The 16,112-nt window shown below is 65.6% G+C and carries 12 protein-coding genes; 2 read left to right on the plus strand and 10 right to left on the minus strand.

What is annotated here, in order from left to right:
- From ACYP33_RS07335 to ACYP33_RS07350, 4 genes are all read right to left on the minus strand, one after another.
- Positions 1–2,631 (minus strand): tetratricopeptide repeat protein (locus tag ACYP33_RS07335; protein WP_459620695.1); only part of this gene is annotated, 2,631 nt, incomplete at its 3' end.
- A complete protein-coding gene (locus ACYP33_RS07340; protein WP_459620697.1) occupies positions 2,621–5,446 on the minus strand; it encodes a sugar ABC transporter in 2,826 nt (941 codons plus the stop codon). The genes ACYP33_RS07340 and ACYP33_RS07335, both read right to left, overlap by 11 nt.
- Before the next feature lie 563 nt (positions 5,447–6,009).
- Complete coding sequence (locus ACYP33_RS07345; RefSeq protein WP_459620698.1) at positions 6,010–6,441, minus strand: hypothetical protein; 432 nt, start codon at positions 6,439–6,441, stop codon at positions 6,010–6,012.
- A 76-nt stretch (positions 6,442–6,517) separates the two neighbouring features.
- Positions 6,518–8,482: an acyltransferase family protein gene (locus tag ACYP33_RS07350; RefSeq protein WP_459620699.1), complete on the minus strand. Its 1,965-nt coding sequence runs from the start codon at positions 8,480–8,482 to the stop codon at positions 6,518–6,520.
- 430 nt (positions 8,483–8,912) lie between these two features.
- Here ACYP33_RS07350 and ACYP33_RS07355 point away from each other — a divergent pair, with 430 nt between their 5' ends.
- Together ACYP33_RS07355 and ACYP33_RS07360 are read left to right on the plus strand one after the other, a co-directional pair.
- Positions 8,913–9,380: a hypothetical protein gene (locus ACYP33_RS07355; protein ID WP_459620701.1), complete on the plus strand. Its 468-nt coding sequence runs from the start codon at positions 8,913–8,915 to the stop codon at positions 9,378–9,380.
- Positions 9,381–9,565: 185 nt separating this feature from the next.
- The gene (locus ACYP33_RS07360) at positions 9,566–10,057 is read left to right on the plus strand and encodes a DoxX family protein (protein WP_414449996.1); all 492 of its coding nucleotides are present in this window, start codon (positions 9,566–9,568) and stop codon (positions 10,055–10,057) included.
- A 132-nt stretch (positions 10,058–10,189) separates the two neighbouring features.
- Here ACYP33_RS07360 and ACYP33_RS07365 read toward each other — a convergent pair whose 3' ends face one another.
- The 6 genes from ACYP33_RS07365 to ACYP33_RS07390 form a co-directional block, all read right to left on the minus strand.
- Complete coding sequence (locus tag ACYP33_RS07365) at positions 10,190–11,293, minus strand: amidohydrolase family protein (RefSeq protein WP_459620704.1); 1,104 nt, start codon at positions 11,291–11,293, stop codon at positions 10,190–10,192.
- A gap of 186 nt (positions 11,294–11,479) precedes the next feature.
- Positions 11,480–11,947 carry a GlcG/HbpS family heme-binding protein gene (locus ACYP33_RS07370; RefSeq protein ID WP_459620706.1) on the minus strand — a complete coding sequence of 156 codons (468 nt, stop codon included), beginning with the start codon at positions 11,945–11,947 and terminating at the stop codon, positions 11,480–11,482.
- A 90-nt stretch (positions 11,948–12,037) separates the two neighbouring features.
- Positions 12,038–12,958 carry a LysR substrate-binding domain-containing protein gene (locus ACYP33_RS07375; protein ID WP_459620708.1) on the minus strand — a complete coding sequence of 307 codons (921 nt, stop codon included), beginning with the start codon at positions 12,956–12,958 and terminating at the stop codon, positions 12,038–12,040.
- A gap of 133 nt (positions 12,959–13,091) precedes the next feature.
- Positions 13,092–13,946, minus strand: coding sequence for a fumarylacetoacetate hydrolase family protein (locus ACYP33_RS07380; protein ID WP_459620710.1), 855 nt, complete (start codon positions 13,944–13,946; stop codon positions 13,092–13,094).
- Between the two features lie 28 nt (positions 13,947–13,974).
- On the minus strand, positions 13,975–15,180 hold the full coding sequence (locus tag ACYP33_RS07385; protein WP_459620712.1) for a porin: 1,206 nt from the start codon (positions 15,178–15,180) through the stop codon (positions 13,975–13,977).
- Between the two features lie 156 nt (positions 15,181–15,336).
- On the minus strand, positions 15,337–16,083 hold the full coding sequence (locus ACYP33_RS07390; protein ID WP_414450002.1) for an SDR family oxidoreductase: 747 nt from the start codon (positions 16,081–16,083) through the stop codon (positions 15,337–15,339).
- Between the last annotated feature and the right edge of the window lie 29 nt (positions 16,084–16,112).

Genomic DNA, 16,112 nt, shown 5'->3' on the forward strand with positions numbered 1-16,112 from the left:
CAGCGTGCGGCGCGTCGCGGCCATGGTGTCGGTGCCGCCGTCGTCTTTCAGCAACTGGCCGAGCAAGGCCGCCGCCGCGTCGCCGTTCTCGAAGATGTCGGCCAGCAGCACGCGGCGGCCCCGCAGCTCGTCGCGCCGCTCGACATCCTGCCCCGCGCGGCGTGCCCGCAGCGCACGCGCCGCGCTGCCGCCCGCCGTCTCGGCCTTCACGTCCTGCGCCATCTGCAGCCAGACCTTGCGGCGGATCGACCACGCCAGATCCGGGTCGCCGGCATCCTCGTGCGCTTCGGCGAGCGTGAGCAGCCACAGCGGATCGCGCGACATCGACGCGCCCTGCCGCCGCAGCAGATCGAGCGCGGCGGCCGGCCGGTTCATGCGCATCTCGGCCGCCGCGAACGGCCCCCACAGCGCGCTGTCCTGCAACGCGCGCGAGCGCCACGCAACCATCATGTTGCGCAGCTCGGCGTCGCTGCCGTAATCCACCAGCGTCCAGATCAGCGCGGCGCGCACGTCGTCGGTCGCGCCCGGCAGATCGACCGCGCGGCGCAGGTCGGCGAGCGCGGCCAGCGGCGCGCCGGTCTCGCGGTAAAACTCCGCGCGCGCGCCGAGCACGCCCGGCGATTGTTCGGCCCGCGCACGATCCTCGGGCGAGAGGCCCTTGAGCAGCGCATCGACGCGATCCATCGCGCGCGCCAGCGTGTAGTAGTAGATCGCTTCCTGCAACGCGCGCATCGTGTGATCGCGCTCGAACTGAAGCTGCGAGGTCCGCCCCGCGTCGAGCGGGTACGGATCGTAGAAGTACGTCATCGCGCTCAGGTCGTCCGGGGTCGCCACGCCGCTGGCCAGCAGGTGCCGGTAGGCCGCGTCGGCGACGCCGTCCTGTTGCAACAGGCGCGCGAGCTGCGCCTCGTTGCGCCAGAACTGCGTATCGGTATCGGCCGCGCCCGGCTGCGCGGCCTGCAGCATCGCGAGCGCCGGGGCGTACTGGCCCTGGCGATACAGGATGCTCGCGCCGTGCAGCGCGTAGGACGTGTTGCCCGGTTCCGCCTGTTGCAGCTTGCGCCAGATGCCGAGCGCCTCGTCATCGTGGCCGGCGCGCTCGGCGAGCAGCGCCATGCGTTCGTCGAGCGCGTGGCTGCCGGCGGTGCGCAGGCGCGCGTGCAGGAAGGCCAGCGCGTCCTCGGGCCGGCCGAGCCGTTCGAAGGTGGCCGTGGTGGTATCGACCAGCCGCATGTCGTTCGGCGACGCATCCGACGCATGCACGAGCGCCACGACGTAGCTCGCATCGTCGTGCAGCATCGGCGCGAGGCGCAGCACGTTGGACCAGCCGGACGGATCGTTCGACGCCTGCGCGTAGCCGAGCCACGTATGCAGCGCGAGCAGCGGCGCGTTGTTCCATTCGGCGATCTGCGCGAGACGCTTGAGCCACAGCGCCGAATGCGGATTCTTCGCCACCTGGTCGGTGGCGACCTTCTGCGCGTTGGCGAGATCGTTCGATTCGAGGAACGACTGGTAGAGCAGGCTCGGCAGATCGTCGGAGGCGCGGCTGGCGGCGGGTGCGGTGGTGGCACCGCCGTCGGCCGGTGCCTGCCCCGTCGTAGCGGCAACCCGCACGATCCGCACCTCGCCCGCCCGCGTCGCGATACGCCGCGCACGCGGCCAGCCCTCGCCGACCGGGCCGTCCATGTAGAGGAACGCCGCCGCGTGCACACGGCGCGGCGCTGGCATCGACGCAACCCGCAGCGCGGCGCGCTCGATCCGGCCCACGTCCACACGGCCCATTTGCTGCGTGGACAAGCCGAGCAGCGTCTTCGCGTATTGATCGACGAGATCGGGACGCTGCGCGGCCCGAGCCAGATTGAGCAGCACGATCAACGTGTCGCGATCGTCGGCCAGCCCGCCGAGATGCGCTTGAGCGGCGGCCAGCGCCTCGTCCAGATGATTGCCGGCGCGCAGCGCGGCCACGCCCGCGATGAAGCAGCGCCGCTGTTCGGCGCGCGTCGTCGCATCGGCCTGCAGGCTGAACCACGCCGCCGCCGCGCGCCGGTAATCGCCGCCCCACAAGCCGTATTTCGCGACCTCGGCATTCCAGCGCCGACGGTTCGGCGCGTCCTGTCGCACCAGGCGCTCGTAGAACTGCGCGGCCAGCGCCGGCAGGTCGAGCGCCGCCGCGTTGCGGGCCAGCACGGTGAGATCGTCGGTGTCCCAGGCATCGCCCGCCACCGCCGCGAGCCGGGCCCGCAGCGAGGCGATCGCGCTGGCGCGGCGCGGATCGCCGGGCGGGAACGCGAACGCCTGCTGCTCGTCCACGTTCAGGCGCAGCAGCGTGGCCGCGCGATGCAGGCGCGCGTCGGGCTGGGCGTCCATGCGCGTGGCGATCCGTTCGGCATCCTCACGACGGCCCAGTTGCTGGTATTGCTCGCCGAGCGTCTTGAGCAGCTCGACGTTGTCGGGCTGCACGCGCAGCCACGCCTCCTGATACGCCACGCCCAGTTCGCTCGGGCCGGTAGTCGAGGCGATCCGCTCGCGCAGCGCTTCGCGCGGCCACGCCGTATAGAGGATCGCCACCGCCCCCGCCGCCAGCAGCAGCACGAGCCACGGCGGGGCGATGCGCGGGCGGTCAGCGGCCACAATCGATCTCGACGGCTTGATACGTGACGCGCGAACCGGCCACGCCGGTCGTGTCGAAGCGCAGCAGCGCGCCGTCCGCGTGTGTCGCGACCGGCTGGCCGGCGACCCGCACGCTGCAACGCTGCGCGTTCGCCAGTTCGACGAACGGCTGGTAGTAGCCGCCGAATTCGAACGCCAGGCCGTGCGGCGTCACCCGGAAGTGGCGCACGAAGCCGTTGGCCACCGCGATGTAGGGGCGCTGCGGCGCTGCGGCTGCGGCGGCCGGCGCGAGCGTGAAGCGCGCGGCGCCGTCGTCGATGTGGAGGTAGTTGCCGTCGGGGCCTGGCGCATAGCCGGTCACGCCCGAGGCGTGCGCGAGGTCGGGCACCTCGCTGCCGGCCCAGTGCAGCTCGCGCACCATGCCGTTCCCGCGCACCAGCCAGCCGTCGCGCGTGCCGGTCTGGCGCGCCACCGCGAAGGTGTGCCAGTCGAGCACCTTGCGGATGTAGTCGGTCACGTGCACCGGCAACAGCGGCTGCTTCAGCACGGCCGCGAAAATCTTGTCGAGCGAGCGCAGCGACGCCACCTTGGTGCCGCTGTACATGTGGTAATAGATGTCAATCGGCTTGAAGCGCAGCGGGCTGTCGGTCATCGAGAAGGTTTCGAGCACGCGGTCGAAGCCGTAGAACGGGCCTTGCCAATCGTTGGTGTAGACGTTCTCGTCCTGGTTCGGCGCGTAGACCTGATACGCGTTCGGCCCCTTGTCGACGCCGATCGGCGCGATCGCCGTCCAGGTCGGCTGCGAGCGCGTGATCACCGTGTCGCCGCCGTTGAAGTTGTAGACGCCGGCCTCGTACACCTTGCGCACCACGATGCCGGGCGGCTGGCAGTCGCCCGACCATTGCAGCACCACCACCTTCTTGTCCTGCGGCGCGAGCTTCGCGTTGATGTAGTCGATCGAGCCGGTGATCTCGCGGTCGATATTGAACTTGTAGCCCGGGATGTTCAGCGAGAACGCCGCATCGCCGCCGCCGCGATCGACCTTCGCGCCGGTGCTGCCGTCCACGTCTTCCCACTGGAACGGGTGCGAGTAGGTGTGCGTACCGATCTCGACCCACGGCAGCGCGAACATCTTGCGCGCGATCTCCTCGAGCCGTGGCGAAATCTTCGGATACAGCCCCGCCGGGCCCACCTCGCCCTCGATCACCGACAGCGTCATCGGAATCTTGTAGCGCGAGAAAATCTGCTCGTAGAGCGCCTCGCCCGAATAGTCCGGGCCGGGAAACTCGGTGCGCGACGCGAAACCGTCGCCATCCACGTGCGTCATCAGCAGGCGGCGGCCGTTTTCGGTGGTCACGCTCGGCGACGGCAGCGCCGGCAGCCGCAGCGCGGCCGTCAGGAACGACATCGGCTGGATCGCCCAGCGCTCCATCTCCACACCGTCGAGCGACACCACCGTGTATGGCGCGAGCGCGTAGCCGCCCCACGGCAGGATCGCCACCGGGTCCAGTTCGCCGCCGTTCACGCCGAGGCGCAGCAACGCATGGCCCGTCGCGCCGACGTGCACGCCGAGCAAGTCGCGCGGGTCGTTGCGAGGATTGATTTCGAAACCGATCATCGGATCGCGGGCGATCACGTTCACCGGCCCCGAGAACGGCCCGGCCACCGTCTGCAAGCCCAGCCCGGCCCCGAGCGGGCCGGCCGGATCGAAGCCGAGCTGGTCGAGGAACGCCACCGGCACATGGTCGACCACGCGCGCGGCGATCCAGCGCTCCCAGGCGCGCGTGTTCGGCACGCCCGTGCCCTGCAGCCACACCACCACGCCCGCGTAACGGTCGGGTGTGATGTCGTTCGGCAGGCCGGAGGCGAAATCCGCGTATTGCACGTCGTAGCCGAGATAGTTCAGCGGCGTCGCGAGATCGCGCACGCCGATGCTGCCGTCGAGCGGCTGCTTCGGGTTGTGATCCTGCACCACCAGAATCTTGCGCGGCAGCACCTCGATCGCGCCGATGCCCACGATGTCGCGCGCGGGGCTCGTCGCGTACGGCTCGACGCCGAGCGCCAGCACCGTTTCAGCGGTCTGGCGCGCGCAGTTGCGATCGGTGCGCGCGCAGGATTCGATCGACACCACCGGCACCCCGGTTTGCGCGGTGAACGCGCGGGCGGCGGCCGCGCGGCTGTCGCGCAGCGCGGGCGGCACATCGAGCGGGAACGTGCCCGTCTCGTTCAGGCCATGCACCAGCGAATCGCCCACCACCGCGTAGAGTTCCCGCGCGACCGGCATGGCGGCCTGCAAGGCATCCGGGCCGCCGGCGACGAGCCGCGCGTCGGGGTGCGCCGCGCGAATCGCGGCGACGGCGGCGAGCGCCTCCGGCGAGTCGAGCAGAAAGCCGCGATAGCCGCGCTGCCACAACGGCTCGATGGCGCGTGCCACGAACTGGGCCGGCGCTTCGCCGGCCTCGGCCGTGGTGCGCGCCATCCACAAGGTGTGCGCGAGCGGATGGGCCTGCGGATCGAAACCGCGCGCGGGGTCCACCACTACCGCGTCGAAGGCCTGCAAGGCGTCGACCGGCGGATTGGCGGCGAAGTAGAAGGCCAGATTGGGGCGGTGGGTGGTGGCCGTATCACCGGCGGCCGGGAGCGGCTGCGCGGCTGCCGGCATTTCGGCTCGCGCGGGGGCCGACTGGGCGACCGCCCGAGTGGGCGCATTGATCGCACCAATGAGCAGCCACGACAGGCCGATACACAACGCACGCGACACGGCGCGGCGTTGCGCGTTCCACTGCCGCCTGGGCGCGCACAATGCAGCGCCCGACAGGTCGGTTTGATTTCGCATGCAAGTCTTCGGATTGCACCGCGCATGAAAGCGCAATGTCATTCTGGGTTCGCGAGTGTTCGAAGCGGGAAATCGCTGCGACAGGCTGCCGTTGCCACGGCGTCGAACGACGCTGCGGCCGCGTCCCGCCTGCGGATTGTCCGGGCGGACCGGCGCGGCGACGCATCGATGAAACGGCGCGGATTTTAACTTGATTCACCAAATCTTACGCAGTATTTCTTCGTTCATGCGTCGATTGGGGCTTAATTCCAACGGATACGGATTGATTGGTTTTTTAAAACCACATATTGGAATTCCCGCAAACGTTTTCTGGTTTTCTCCCTAGACGAATTGATCTGTCCCGATAGTCTCGTTTTGGCGCCGGCATATATCGGTTCAATCGCGCGGACGCTTCGATCGAAACGCGCATCTCGAAAGCTATTTGTTAGCCAATACATAATCATGGTGTGGGATTGCCCAATCTATGCAGCGACGATCCGCTCAGGATTGGGCGTGTCGCTCCGGCAGCGCATGCGGATGACATCGCCAAGGTGCCTGCCTATCGCGCCGATCTCGCCTTGTGGTCAGCAGCGAGGCAAAGCCATCGGCGACCTGGGACGAGAAAACGGCGCGGTTTTGACGCTGATCGCACTGGTTGCATCGTCGTCCGACCCCAGCGAGAAAGATGTCACCAGATTCAGGTCTTCAGGAGCACCCAGTCCAAATCGACTGCAGCGTAGTCGACCCAAATCGGATACGAGGTTTGTTCCACCGACGCTGCCTACATATCGTAAATAGTCGTCGTTAAGTCCGGTGATCGCCGCAAGACTCTCGGCATGTGCCGCGGTCGTCGCGGACACGATTGCAAGCGCGCCGAGCATGGTGATCAGCTTCAAGGTTTTCCTTGTCATGTATTGCCGCGAACGGCCCTCGTCGATTGCCAGGATGAGTGAACGACCGAGGCTTTCCGATTGCTTCCAGAGCACGCCGAGACCGCCAGTTTCTCGGAAATGCATGCCGACTCCGCATGAATCAATCGCATTGATGCGAGCCCGCGTATTGTTGCAGTTCGACGTTATCCTCGCCTGACTGTCAGCCTCTCGAAGATTGCGCGCCACCCGGTGTAATCGTTGCCGCGATCGACGGAATCGACAGTTGCTCGGCGAGTGCGTTGACCATCATCACCGCGCCACCCGGCGCCAGGTGCCCGGTGTCGAAGGCCGAGATCTCTCCCTTCCCCTCCCCGACGCGGGTGTAGCAGCCCCGCTCGTTGCACAGCGCGTCGAACGAGTCGGCGAAACCGACACCCGTCTCGGCCGCCACCGCACGTACCTGCGCATTCACGATGTCGAAGTTCGGCTGCAGGGCGAACTTCGAGCGCGCCGGCAATATCGCGTGCCCGTTTGCGCGCCAATAGGCCCAATAGACGTTCGGCAGCGAGTCCTGCCAATGCGGCACCGCGCCCACCAGGACGATATGGCGCACGCCGGCCGCGCGCAGCACGGTAACCGTGGCCGGAATCTTCAACAGATCCGACGCGGTCCAGTTTGCGTCGAGGATCACAAGGTCAGGCTTGCCGCGCCGGATCGCCTCGATCGACAGCTTGTGCACCTCGGCGCAACGCGCGTGATCGGCGTCGCCGGGCAGCAATGGCGGGCAACCGGACGCAGTGTATTGGGCCAGTTGGTATCGATAGTGCCGCTGGAGGTCAACCAGGCCCGGATAAAGAGCGGCAGCGAAGGAATCGCCCCAGAGCGCCACGAGCGGCCCCTTGCCGTGTCCGTCGCATGCTGCAGGGAATACGCTCTTGTCGTCGCCCTCGAGGAAACACGAATGCTCGCGCCACGCCGTCTTCATGTCGAAATCCGTCGAGGTGAACCGGTTTGCCATGGTGGACATTCGGAAGCCCATGCCGTCACGTTTGTACGCCAGATAACCCGCCACGCCGATACCGGCGATCAGCACGCAGAGCACCAGTACATGCCACGCACAGCGCAACTTCATGCGACGAATCGGACGCTCGATGGCGAACGTGGTCAATGCCGCGAGCACGACGGCCAGCACCACCATGCCGGCGCGCAACGGCCACGACGGCACACCGGCTGCCATGATGCGAGCGAAGGCCAGCAGCGGCCAGTGCCAGAGGTACAGCGGATAGCTGATCAGACCTACCCAGACGACGGCGCGGCGCGACAGGCCGCGGTTGAGCACCGTGGACGGGCCACCGGCGATCACCAGGGCCGCGCCGAGTGTCGGCAAGAGCGCCCACCAGCCGGGAAACGGCTTCGCATCGTCGAGCAGCAGCACGGCAGCACCGATCAGCGCTGCGCCCGACCACGATGCAAGCTCGTTGGAACGCATGAGCCGGCCTTGGCCATCGGCCGCGAGCCACGCCAGGGCGCAGCCCGTCATCAGTTCCCAGAAGCGGCTCAGAGGCGAGTAGAACGCCGCGACACCGTCATGCTGCACGGTCAAGACGTTATATCCGAACGACAGCACCCAAACCGCGGCAATCGCCAGGCCGGCGCTGCGACGCAGCCGGTGAATCAGCATCAGGATCAGCGGCCATACCAGATAGAACTGTTCCTCGATCGCCAGCGACCAAAGGTGCAGGAGCGGCTTTTTCTCCGACAGCGTGTCGAAGTAGCCAGCCTGGTGCCAGAGGACAAAGTTCGAGATGAAGGCTGCACCGCCGGCGATCTGCGCACCGAGCAGCTTGAAGTCGTCGGCCAGCAACTCGAACCAGCCGAACGCGAAACACCCTATCAGGATCAACAGCAAGGCCGGGAAGATTCTCTTTACGCGCCGCGCATAGAAATCGGCCAGGCTGAACGAGCCAGCGGCCAATTCGGACAGAATGATGTTGCCGATCAGGAAGCCCGAGATGACGAAGAAGATATCGACGCCCACGAAGCCGCCTTTCAGTGCGGACGGAAACGCGTGGAACAGTACGACCAGTGTGACGGCCACCGCACGCAATCCGTCGATGTCAGGGCGGTACTTCAAGGCGAAGCTGTGCGCCGACTCAGGCGCGGCATGGCGGGAACCGACGTTCATTTTTTTATGCGCTTTATATACAAGCCCGTGGTCCCGGGCTCCCGCCCCCGGCAGGAGGCGACATTCTATCCGCGCATTACCGGGCACTTCACATCGTGTCGTCGAATTTTCATCGCAAGAATTGAAAACTTCGCGACAGCGATACAAGCCGCTTTTCCGAATCGCGGCATCAAATCATTTTTTATCGCGATTAGGCAGGAACGTGTCGTGACCATCAGGCTGGGGTGTTTTACGTCGCCTGAGAATGGCGCAGGACATCAGGCGACTCATTTTCCGATTGGAAGCGACGGCGTCGGCCGAGTCGGTGCGCATCGCGGCCGTGGGCGGCATCGTCAAGGCAGCACATTTGTCGGAATAAAGCGCAGCCGCCGGTGTTAACCCAGCGAGCGTGTCCGATCGGCCGCGCCCCACACCGTGAAAGGTTCGCGCCATGCCCTCAGCCCGCTTTGATATTCGTCGATCACTCGCTCCCGCCATCGCCGCCGGCACCATCGCGATACTGATCAACGTTGCGCTATTGGCGATCGCCGACAAGTATGGCCTCGTAACAGCGCGCGGCGGTTTGCTTACCTTATTGAATCGGACGCTGCACATTCCTGGGAACGGATTGGCGAGGAATTGGCTCTTTCAGCAAGCTTTTCACATTGCCGTCGGCATTGGAATGGCGATCGTCTACGCAGGAATCAATGCCAGGCCGGCGGCACGGCCAATTCTCAAGAGCCTTCTTTATGCGGCCGCGCTGTGGCTCGCCAATTCGCTGATCATTCTCCCCTCCATCGGGCAGGGCATTGCCGGAAGCCGCGTGATTTCCGTGCCGGGCATGATCTATTTCGCCTTTGCGCATACGGCGTTTTTTGTCATCAACGGGCTGCTGCTGGCCCGGTTCTCGGCCGAATAGCAGCCAGCGCATCTTGCCGCCCGTCGCTGGCGGCATTTTTCGCAGAGTTGGATAAAAGATAGAATACCGAATCAATTATTGAGCGCGGTTGAATTCAGTTCTCCATTCGCCAACCTTGACTGGCCATCGCGAAATTAAAATAATTCATCGGCAATTTCAATCGGCCAATACAAGACAGGCGGATCATGAAGCCAACCTCCCCTTCCCTCTCCAGAGAAAACGTTCATCCGGATCGCCGTTACGGAAGGGTTGAGGCGCAAACCTACGCACTCCTGCGGGCGGCATTCGGCCTGATTCTGTTCACGCATGGATTGCCGAAGGCGCTCCACATTTCGCATGGCGCCATGAATGATCCGATGGCCGCGTCGATCCACCTGATTCAGCACGTTCTCGGCTTGCCGTTTGCACCGCAGATCGCCTATCTGGTCATGCTGCTGGAAACCGCGGGCGCGCTGGCGCTCGCCGTTGGCTTCCATACCCGCATCGTTGCCCTGCTGTTCTGCGCCGAAATGATCGGGATTTGCTTTTCGCTCGGCCCGACCTGGCCCTGGCTCGACCGAGGCATCGAGTATCCCGTGCTGATGGGCATGCTGGCTTTATATGTCGCTTCGCATGGGGGCGGGCCTTACTCCGTGGATGGCCGCTTTTGGCGCACCTCGGAATTGGAGCGCCCGTGATAGGGCCGCTCGCTTATCGGCGTTCCCCCCGCCTCGTCCAGGCCGATGCGTGCAGCGAGCGTTTGGTGCCCCCCTTTCCGCGCAGCGGCAATGGCGATGCCGATCAACGCCGCGAACCCGGGCCAAAGCCACTCAGGCTTTGACATTGGCAAGAATGCCCAAGGCATTCTCCCATCCGATCTTCTCGAATTGCGCCGCGCTCATGTTCGACGCCTTCAGCCCGTTCGCCGTATCCAGCGGCGACGCCGCCGGGAAATCCGAGCCGAACAGGATGCGATCGCTCGGCATCAACGCCATCAAGGACGGCAGCGTGTACTGATTCCACGCCTGAGCCGTATCGAAGTAGAGCTTCCGAATCAACGCGACGGCACCGGCCGGCTCCGCTTTCATCAACTCCGGATCGCCCGAGACCATGCGCGCGAATCGAAACGTCAGATACGGTACGTCACCGCCACCGTGCGAAAAGATGAAACGAATGTTCGGATAACGAATGGTCACGTGATTCATCAGCAAGCTCGCGACCGTGCGCGACGTCTCCGTGCCGTACTCGACCACGACATCCGGCACCTTGGGCACCACGTTCGTGCAGCATGCCGGCTGAAGCGGATGGACGAACACCGTCGCGCGGCGCCGGTTCAATTCCTCCATCACGGGCGTGAAGACCGGATCGCCCAGATACTTGTCGCCGTAGCTCGTCATCATGCCCACGCCCTGCGCCTTCAGGGTATCGAGGCCATACGCGATCTCGGCAAGCGTCGCGTCGATATCGGGAAGCGGCAACGTGGTGAACATGCCGAAGCGGCCCGGGTGATCGACCGCCATGCGCGCCTGAAACTCGTTGCAATCGCGGGCGAGCGCCTTGGCCTGATCGAAATCGCCGAAGAAGATGCCGGGATCGCTGGTGGAGACAATCGCCATCCGGACGCCGCCGGCATCCATCGCATCGAGCGATTTCTGCACGGTCCAGCCTTCGTTGAAGGCCTGATGAGTGCGCCGCCCCCGCATCATCGCCAGCAGCGCCGGCGACGTGTAGTGGTGATGCACGTCGATGATGCGCAACGCCTGCGCCGGCTGTGCCCAGGCGTTACGGCCCAGCGCGAGCCCCACGCCGAGCGCCGCCGCCGCGCCCAGGAAGCCGCGCCGGCTCGCACCGGAATGGGAATGAGGATGGGGCAAGCCGCAGCCACAGGGCGGCGCGGCCGGTTGCAGATCGAGTCTCGACCATTTCTTCAACATCGTGTGTCTCCAGTCTTGTTGTTTCGATGCGGGTCGTTGCCCGCGCTCACGTTCGCCGGCACGCGATGCATCACAATTTCGCGTCGGATGCCGGCATCCACCGATGGCGCGGCACGCGCAAAGGGTTCCCACCGCGCAGCCGGCGGCAACCCGGCCTCATGCGGTACGCGCACCGCACCGCGCGCCCTATCGCAACGACGCCGCCGCGTTCGCCGCGGTCTGCCCATCCTGCTCGGGCGCCGCGCCGCTGACGCCGATCGCGCCGACGATCCTGCCGTCGTGAACGAGCAGCAAGCCGCCGTCGGCGGGCACCATGTCGGGCAGCGCAAGCACATTCAGGCGGCCCGCCGCGACCCGGTCGGCAAAGCCCTTGCTCGGCTCCTGGAACAGCAGCGCCGTTTTCGCCTTGCCCAGCGCCATCTTCACGCCGGCCAGTTGCGCGTCGTCCATGCGCACGAAGCACATCAGGTTGCCCCCGGCGTCGATCACCGCGATCGACTGGCGCCAATGGTGATCGTGCGCATAGGCCAACGCGGCGTCGACCAGCCCCTGCGCACCGGCCAGCGTGAGCACGGGTGTGTCGACGAACTGCGCGTGGGCCGCCGGAGCGCACGCCATCACGGCCCAGGCCATGACCGATGCCAATCGCTTCATTGAATCCTCCCATCGATACGTTCAGCACAAAGGCGCGCAACACGCGACAGCACACCGGCTACCGGCGTCGCGCAACGGCCGCTCACACCTTCAGGCCTGCAACGCAACAGGCTGCGTGCGCAAATCGATCCGCCTGATCAACGGCATCGCCTTGTGGAGCGCCGGGTTGTCGTTCCCCGCCTTCCATGCGAGATGCAGCTCCACCGACCGGACCGGGTCGATACCGGCGACCTCGCGAAACACGACGCCCTCGTACGACAGATGGCTCGCCGTTTCCGGCACCAGCGCGGCGCCCAGGCCGGATCGCACCACGGCCAGCATCGACAGGACCTGGCTCACATGCTGACGATAGACAGGCATTGCACCGATATGCGCGAACACGTGACGAACGAGATCGTGGAAATACTTCGCATCGTCGGGCGCATACATCACCATCGTCCGCCCGTCGAAATCGCGCAGATGCAGCGCGTCGCGCCGGGCGAGCGGATGATCGAGCGGCAACGCCGCCACCAGCGATTCGCGCGCGACGCAAAGGCTTCGCATGTCGTCGTGATCGGCGGGCAACTGCCGCAGCAGGCCGATGTCGAGCTGGCCGTTGTCGAGGGCATCCACTTGCGCGCGGCTGACCATCTCGCGCAGCTCGAGATCGACATCCGGCAAGCCGAGCCGCAGGCACCCCAGCATCTCCGGCAGGAATTCGTAACCGGCGGTGGCGGTAAAACCGATCGTGATGCGGCCCGCCTCACCCAAGCCGGTGCGCAGCGCCGCCGAACGCGCCCGTTCGGCGAGCCGCAGGATCGTTCGCGCCTCCGGGAGCAGGCTGCGCCCCGCACAGGTCAGGCTCACGGTCCGGTTCGTCCGGTTGAACAGCGCCGTGCCGATCTCATGCTCGATCAGTTGAATATGCCGACTGAGCGGAGGCTGCGTCATGTGCAGCCGCAGCGCGGCGCGGCCGAAATGCAACTCCTCGGCCACCGTCACGAAACAGCGCAGTTGGGTCAGATCGAACACAGTCACTCTCCTTTTCCCTCGCCACCCTCGCACGCAGGTGCGCAACGCCGGTGGCACATGGGATCGCCCCGCACGACGGATGCCGCTCCGCACACGCTCCGCACCCATGCCATCCGGCACGGGCATGGCGCGCTCAGATCGGCTCGTCGACGATCGTGTTGCGCAGGATGCCGATCTTCGAGATCTCGACCTCGACGACGTCGCCCGGTTTCATCCACAGCGGCGGCTGGCGGTACGCACCGACGCCGCCGGTCGTGCCGGTGACGATCACGTCGCCCGGCGCGAGCGGCGTAAAGGTGCTGATGTATTCGATCAGTGCAGGAATGTCGAAGATCAGATCGTCGGTCGGCGCGTGCTGGACGACCGCATCGTTCAGTCGCGTCGTCACGGTCAGCGCCGACGGGTCGCCCAGTTCGTCGGCCGTCACGAGCCACGGGCCGAAGCCGCCGGTACCCGGAAAATTCTTGCCGGGCGTCAGTTGGCTGGCATGGCGCTGCCAGTCGCGTACGCTGCCGTCGTTGTAGCAGGCATAGCCCGCGACGTAATCGAGCGCCGTTTTCGCACTGACATGCCGTGCTGGGCGGCCGATCACCACCGCCAGCTCGCCCTCGTAATCGAGCTTTTCCGAAGCGCGCGGGCGCACGATCGCCGCGTTGTGCGCCGTTTGCGAATCGGCGAAACGGGTGAAGATGGTCGGCTTGTCGGGAATCTCCCTGCCCGTTTCCCTCACGTGCGCGACGTAGTTGATGCCGATGCACAGGATCTTTTGCGGATCGGGAATCACGGGAAGAAACGCGATGTCGCCGATGCCGAAATCGGCCTGCGAACGCGCGGCGATCTCGCCGATTTCGGCGAGGCTGCCACGCAACAGCGCCTGCCTGAGCGTCGCGCCCACCTTCGATGCGTGCGGCGCCATGTCGATGATGCCCGATTCTGTCAGTACACCGAATGATTCGATTCCTGCGCGCTTGAAACTGATGATCTTCATGAGAATGTCCTTGAACTATCCGCTTGAATCAGAACCGGTGCATCAACCCGACGCCGGCCACGATCTGGCTGCGCGACGACGCTGGCTGGGCGTTGGCACCGTCGCCGATCGACGCGACCGCATTGACGATGTCGCCCGCGCCGTTGATGCCGAGCGTCTGGCCGCTCGCACGCTGGAATCCCTCCAGCGCGTACAGCGAGGTGCGTACCGACAACTGGTAGACCTCGGAGAAATTGATCTGCTGATATCGCGCGGCGGACGCGATGCGATTGGCCGCGGTCGCGCGCGTGTAGGCATAGCCCGCTGTCAGATCCACCACGGCCGACGGCTTGTAGTGAAGCACCGCACCGACCGTGTTGAAGATGGCGGTATCGGTGAATGACGAATGCGTGCCGGGGATGTACTGCGTGTTCGAATACATGAACGACACGTCCCACGCCTGATTGAACGCATAGCCGCCCGCGACGGCCACCCGCTGCTGGGCCTGAGCGGTCTGGTAGCCGACATTGATCGCCGAGACGCCGATCTGCGCGCCGTTGTTCGAGGTGGCCGACGACGGGCTCCACGCACCGCCGCCGGGCGTTGCATTGTTGATGCGCCAGAACGCCGCCGCGATCCCGATCGGGCCGTTGATGTACTGCGCGCCGGCACTCCAGGCCGAGCCCGCGTTGGTGCTGCCCGCTACCCCGCCGAACGAATACTCGCCGCTGAAGGTCAGCCCGCGGTAATTCGGCGACGTGTAGACGATCGCGTTGTTCTCGTGATAATCGGTATCGGTGCCGTCGATGTCGCCGGGATGCGCCGCGTAGTAACCGGTCAGCCGCGGCTCCGGGCTGTACGGCTGCAGCATCGTGTAGTACGCCGAATATTCGCGCCCCGCCGTAAGGGTGCCGTATCTGGGGTTGGTCAAGCCCACGAACGCGAGCCGGTTGAACGCGAGCCCGGCCGTCGACTCGGCGCCGTTCGCGCCATTGAACCCCTGCTCCAGCGTAAAGATCGCCCGCGTCTGGCCGCCAAGATCCTCGCTGCCCTTGAAGCCGACGCGATCGGCGGCAAACACCCCGGTCGTCATCTTGACGAGCGAACGGCCACCGCTGGTGGAACCGAGCGTGGTGGCGCTGCTCTGATAGCCGATGCCGTTATCCACGATGCCGTAGAGCGTCACCGAGCTTTGTGCATACGCACCATCGGCCATCAGGAACGCACACGCCGAAATCCAGATTGTCTTGCGCATTGCTTGTCTCCTTCTAGTTGTCGTATCGTCGTTACATCGCCTGAAACATTGCACTCCTAACTTTTATTTCGATTTTTTCGCGGCTGGTTCGTCGCGCCCATCACGTCACGTCATGTCGGAACGCGGCATCGCCGCCGCGCCCGACTCAAGCTCGACTCAGCCGCGGCCGAGGAACGACGGCATTTGCGACGCCATCACCGTGACGAACGGCACGTTGGCATCCAGGCTCATGTTGGCGATCAACAAGACCGTGTTGCCGACGTTCGCCGCATCCATCGTGGGCTCGACGGCGGTGGTGCCGTTCGGTTGCAGCACGCCGTTGGCCATGCGCGCCGTCATCGGCGTGGCGGCGTTGCCGATGTCGACCTGCGAGCTGACGATGTCGAACTTGCGGCCGTCCAGCCCGATCACCTTGGTCAGCCCCGTTACCGCATGCTTGGACGTGGTGTAGGGCGCCGAGCCGGGGCGCGCGACGGTTGCCGACAGCGAACCGTTGTTGATGATCCGGCCGCCGCGCGGCGATTGATCTCGCATCATCCGGAACGCGGCGTTCGCACACAGGAACATCCCGTGGATGTTCACGTCGATCACCTTGGTCCATTGCTCGAACGTGACATCGCCGAAATTCGTCGCGGGAGAGCCGGTGCCTGCGTTGTTGAACAGCACGTCGAGGCGGCCATGGGTCGATGCGACCTGGTCGAACAGCGCCTGCACCTCATCGGGCCGGGACACGTCGGTCGGCACCACCAGGCTTTCGCCGCCGGCCAGGCTGGCGGTCTCCTCCAGGGCGTCGCGCCGGCGGCCGGCCAACGCGACGGCATAGCCGTCCTGCAGCAGTGCGGTAGCAACGGCCCGGCCCACGCCGCTGCCGGCACCGGTCACAATGGCAATTCGCTTCGTCATCCTAATTTCCTATCGTTTGTCAAATGCGT

It is taken from the genome of Burkholderia sp. 3C, from assembly GCF_054589155.1.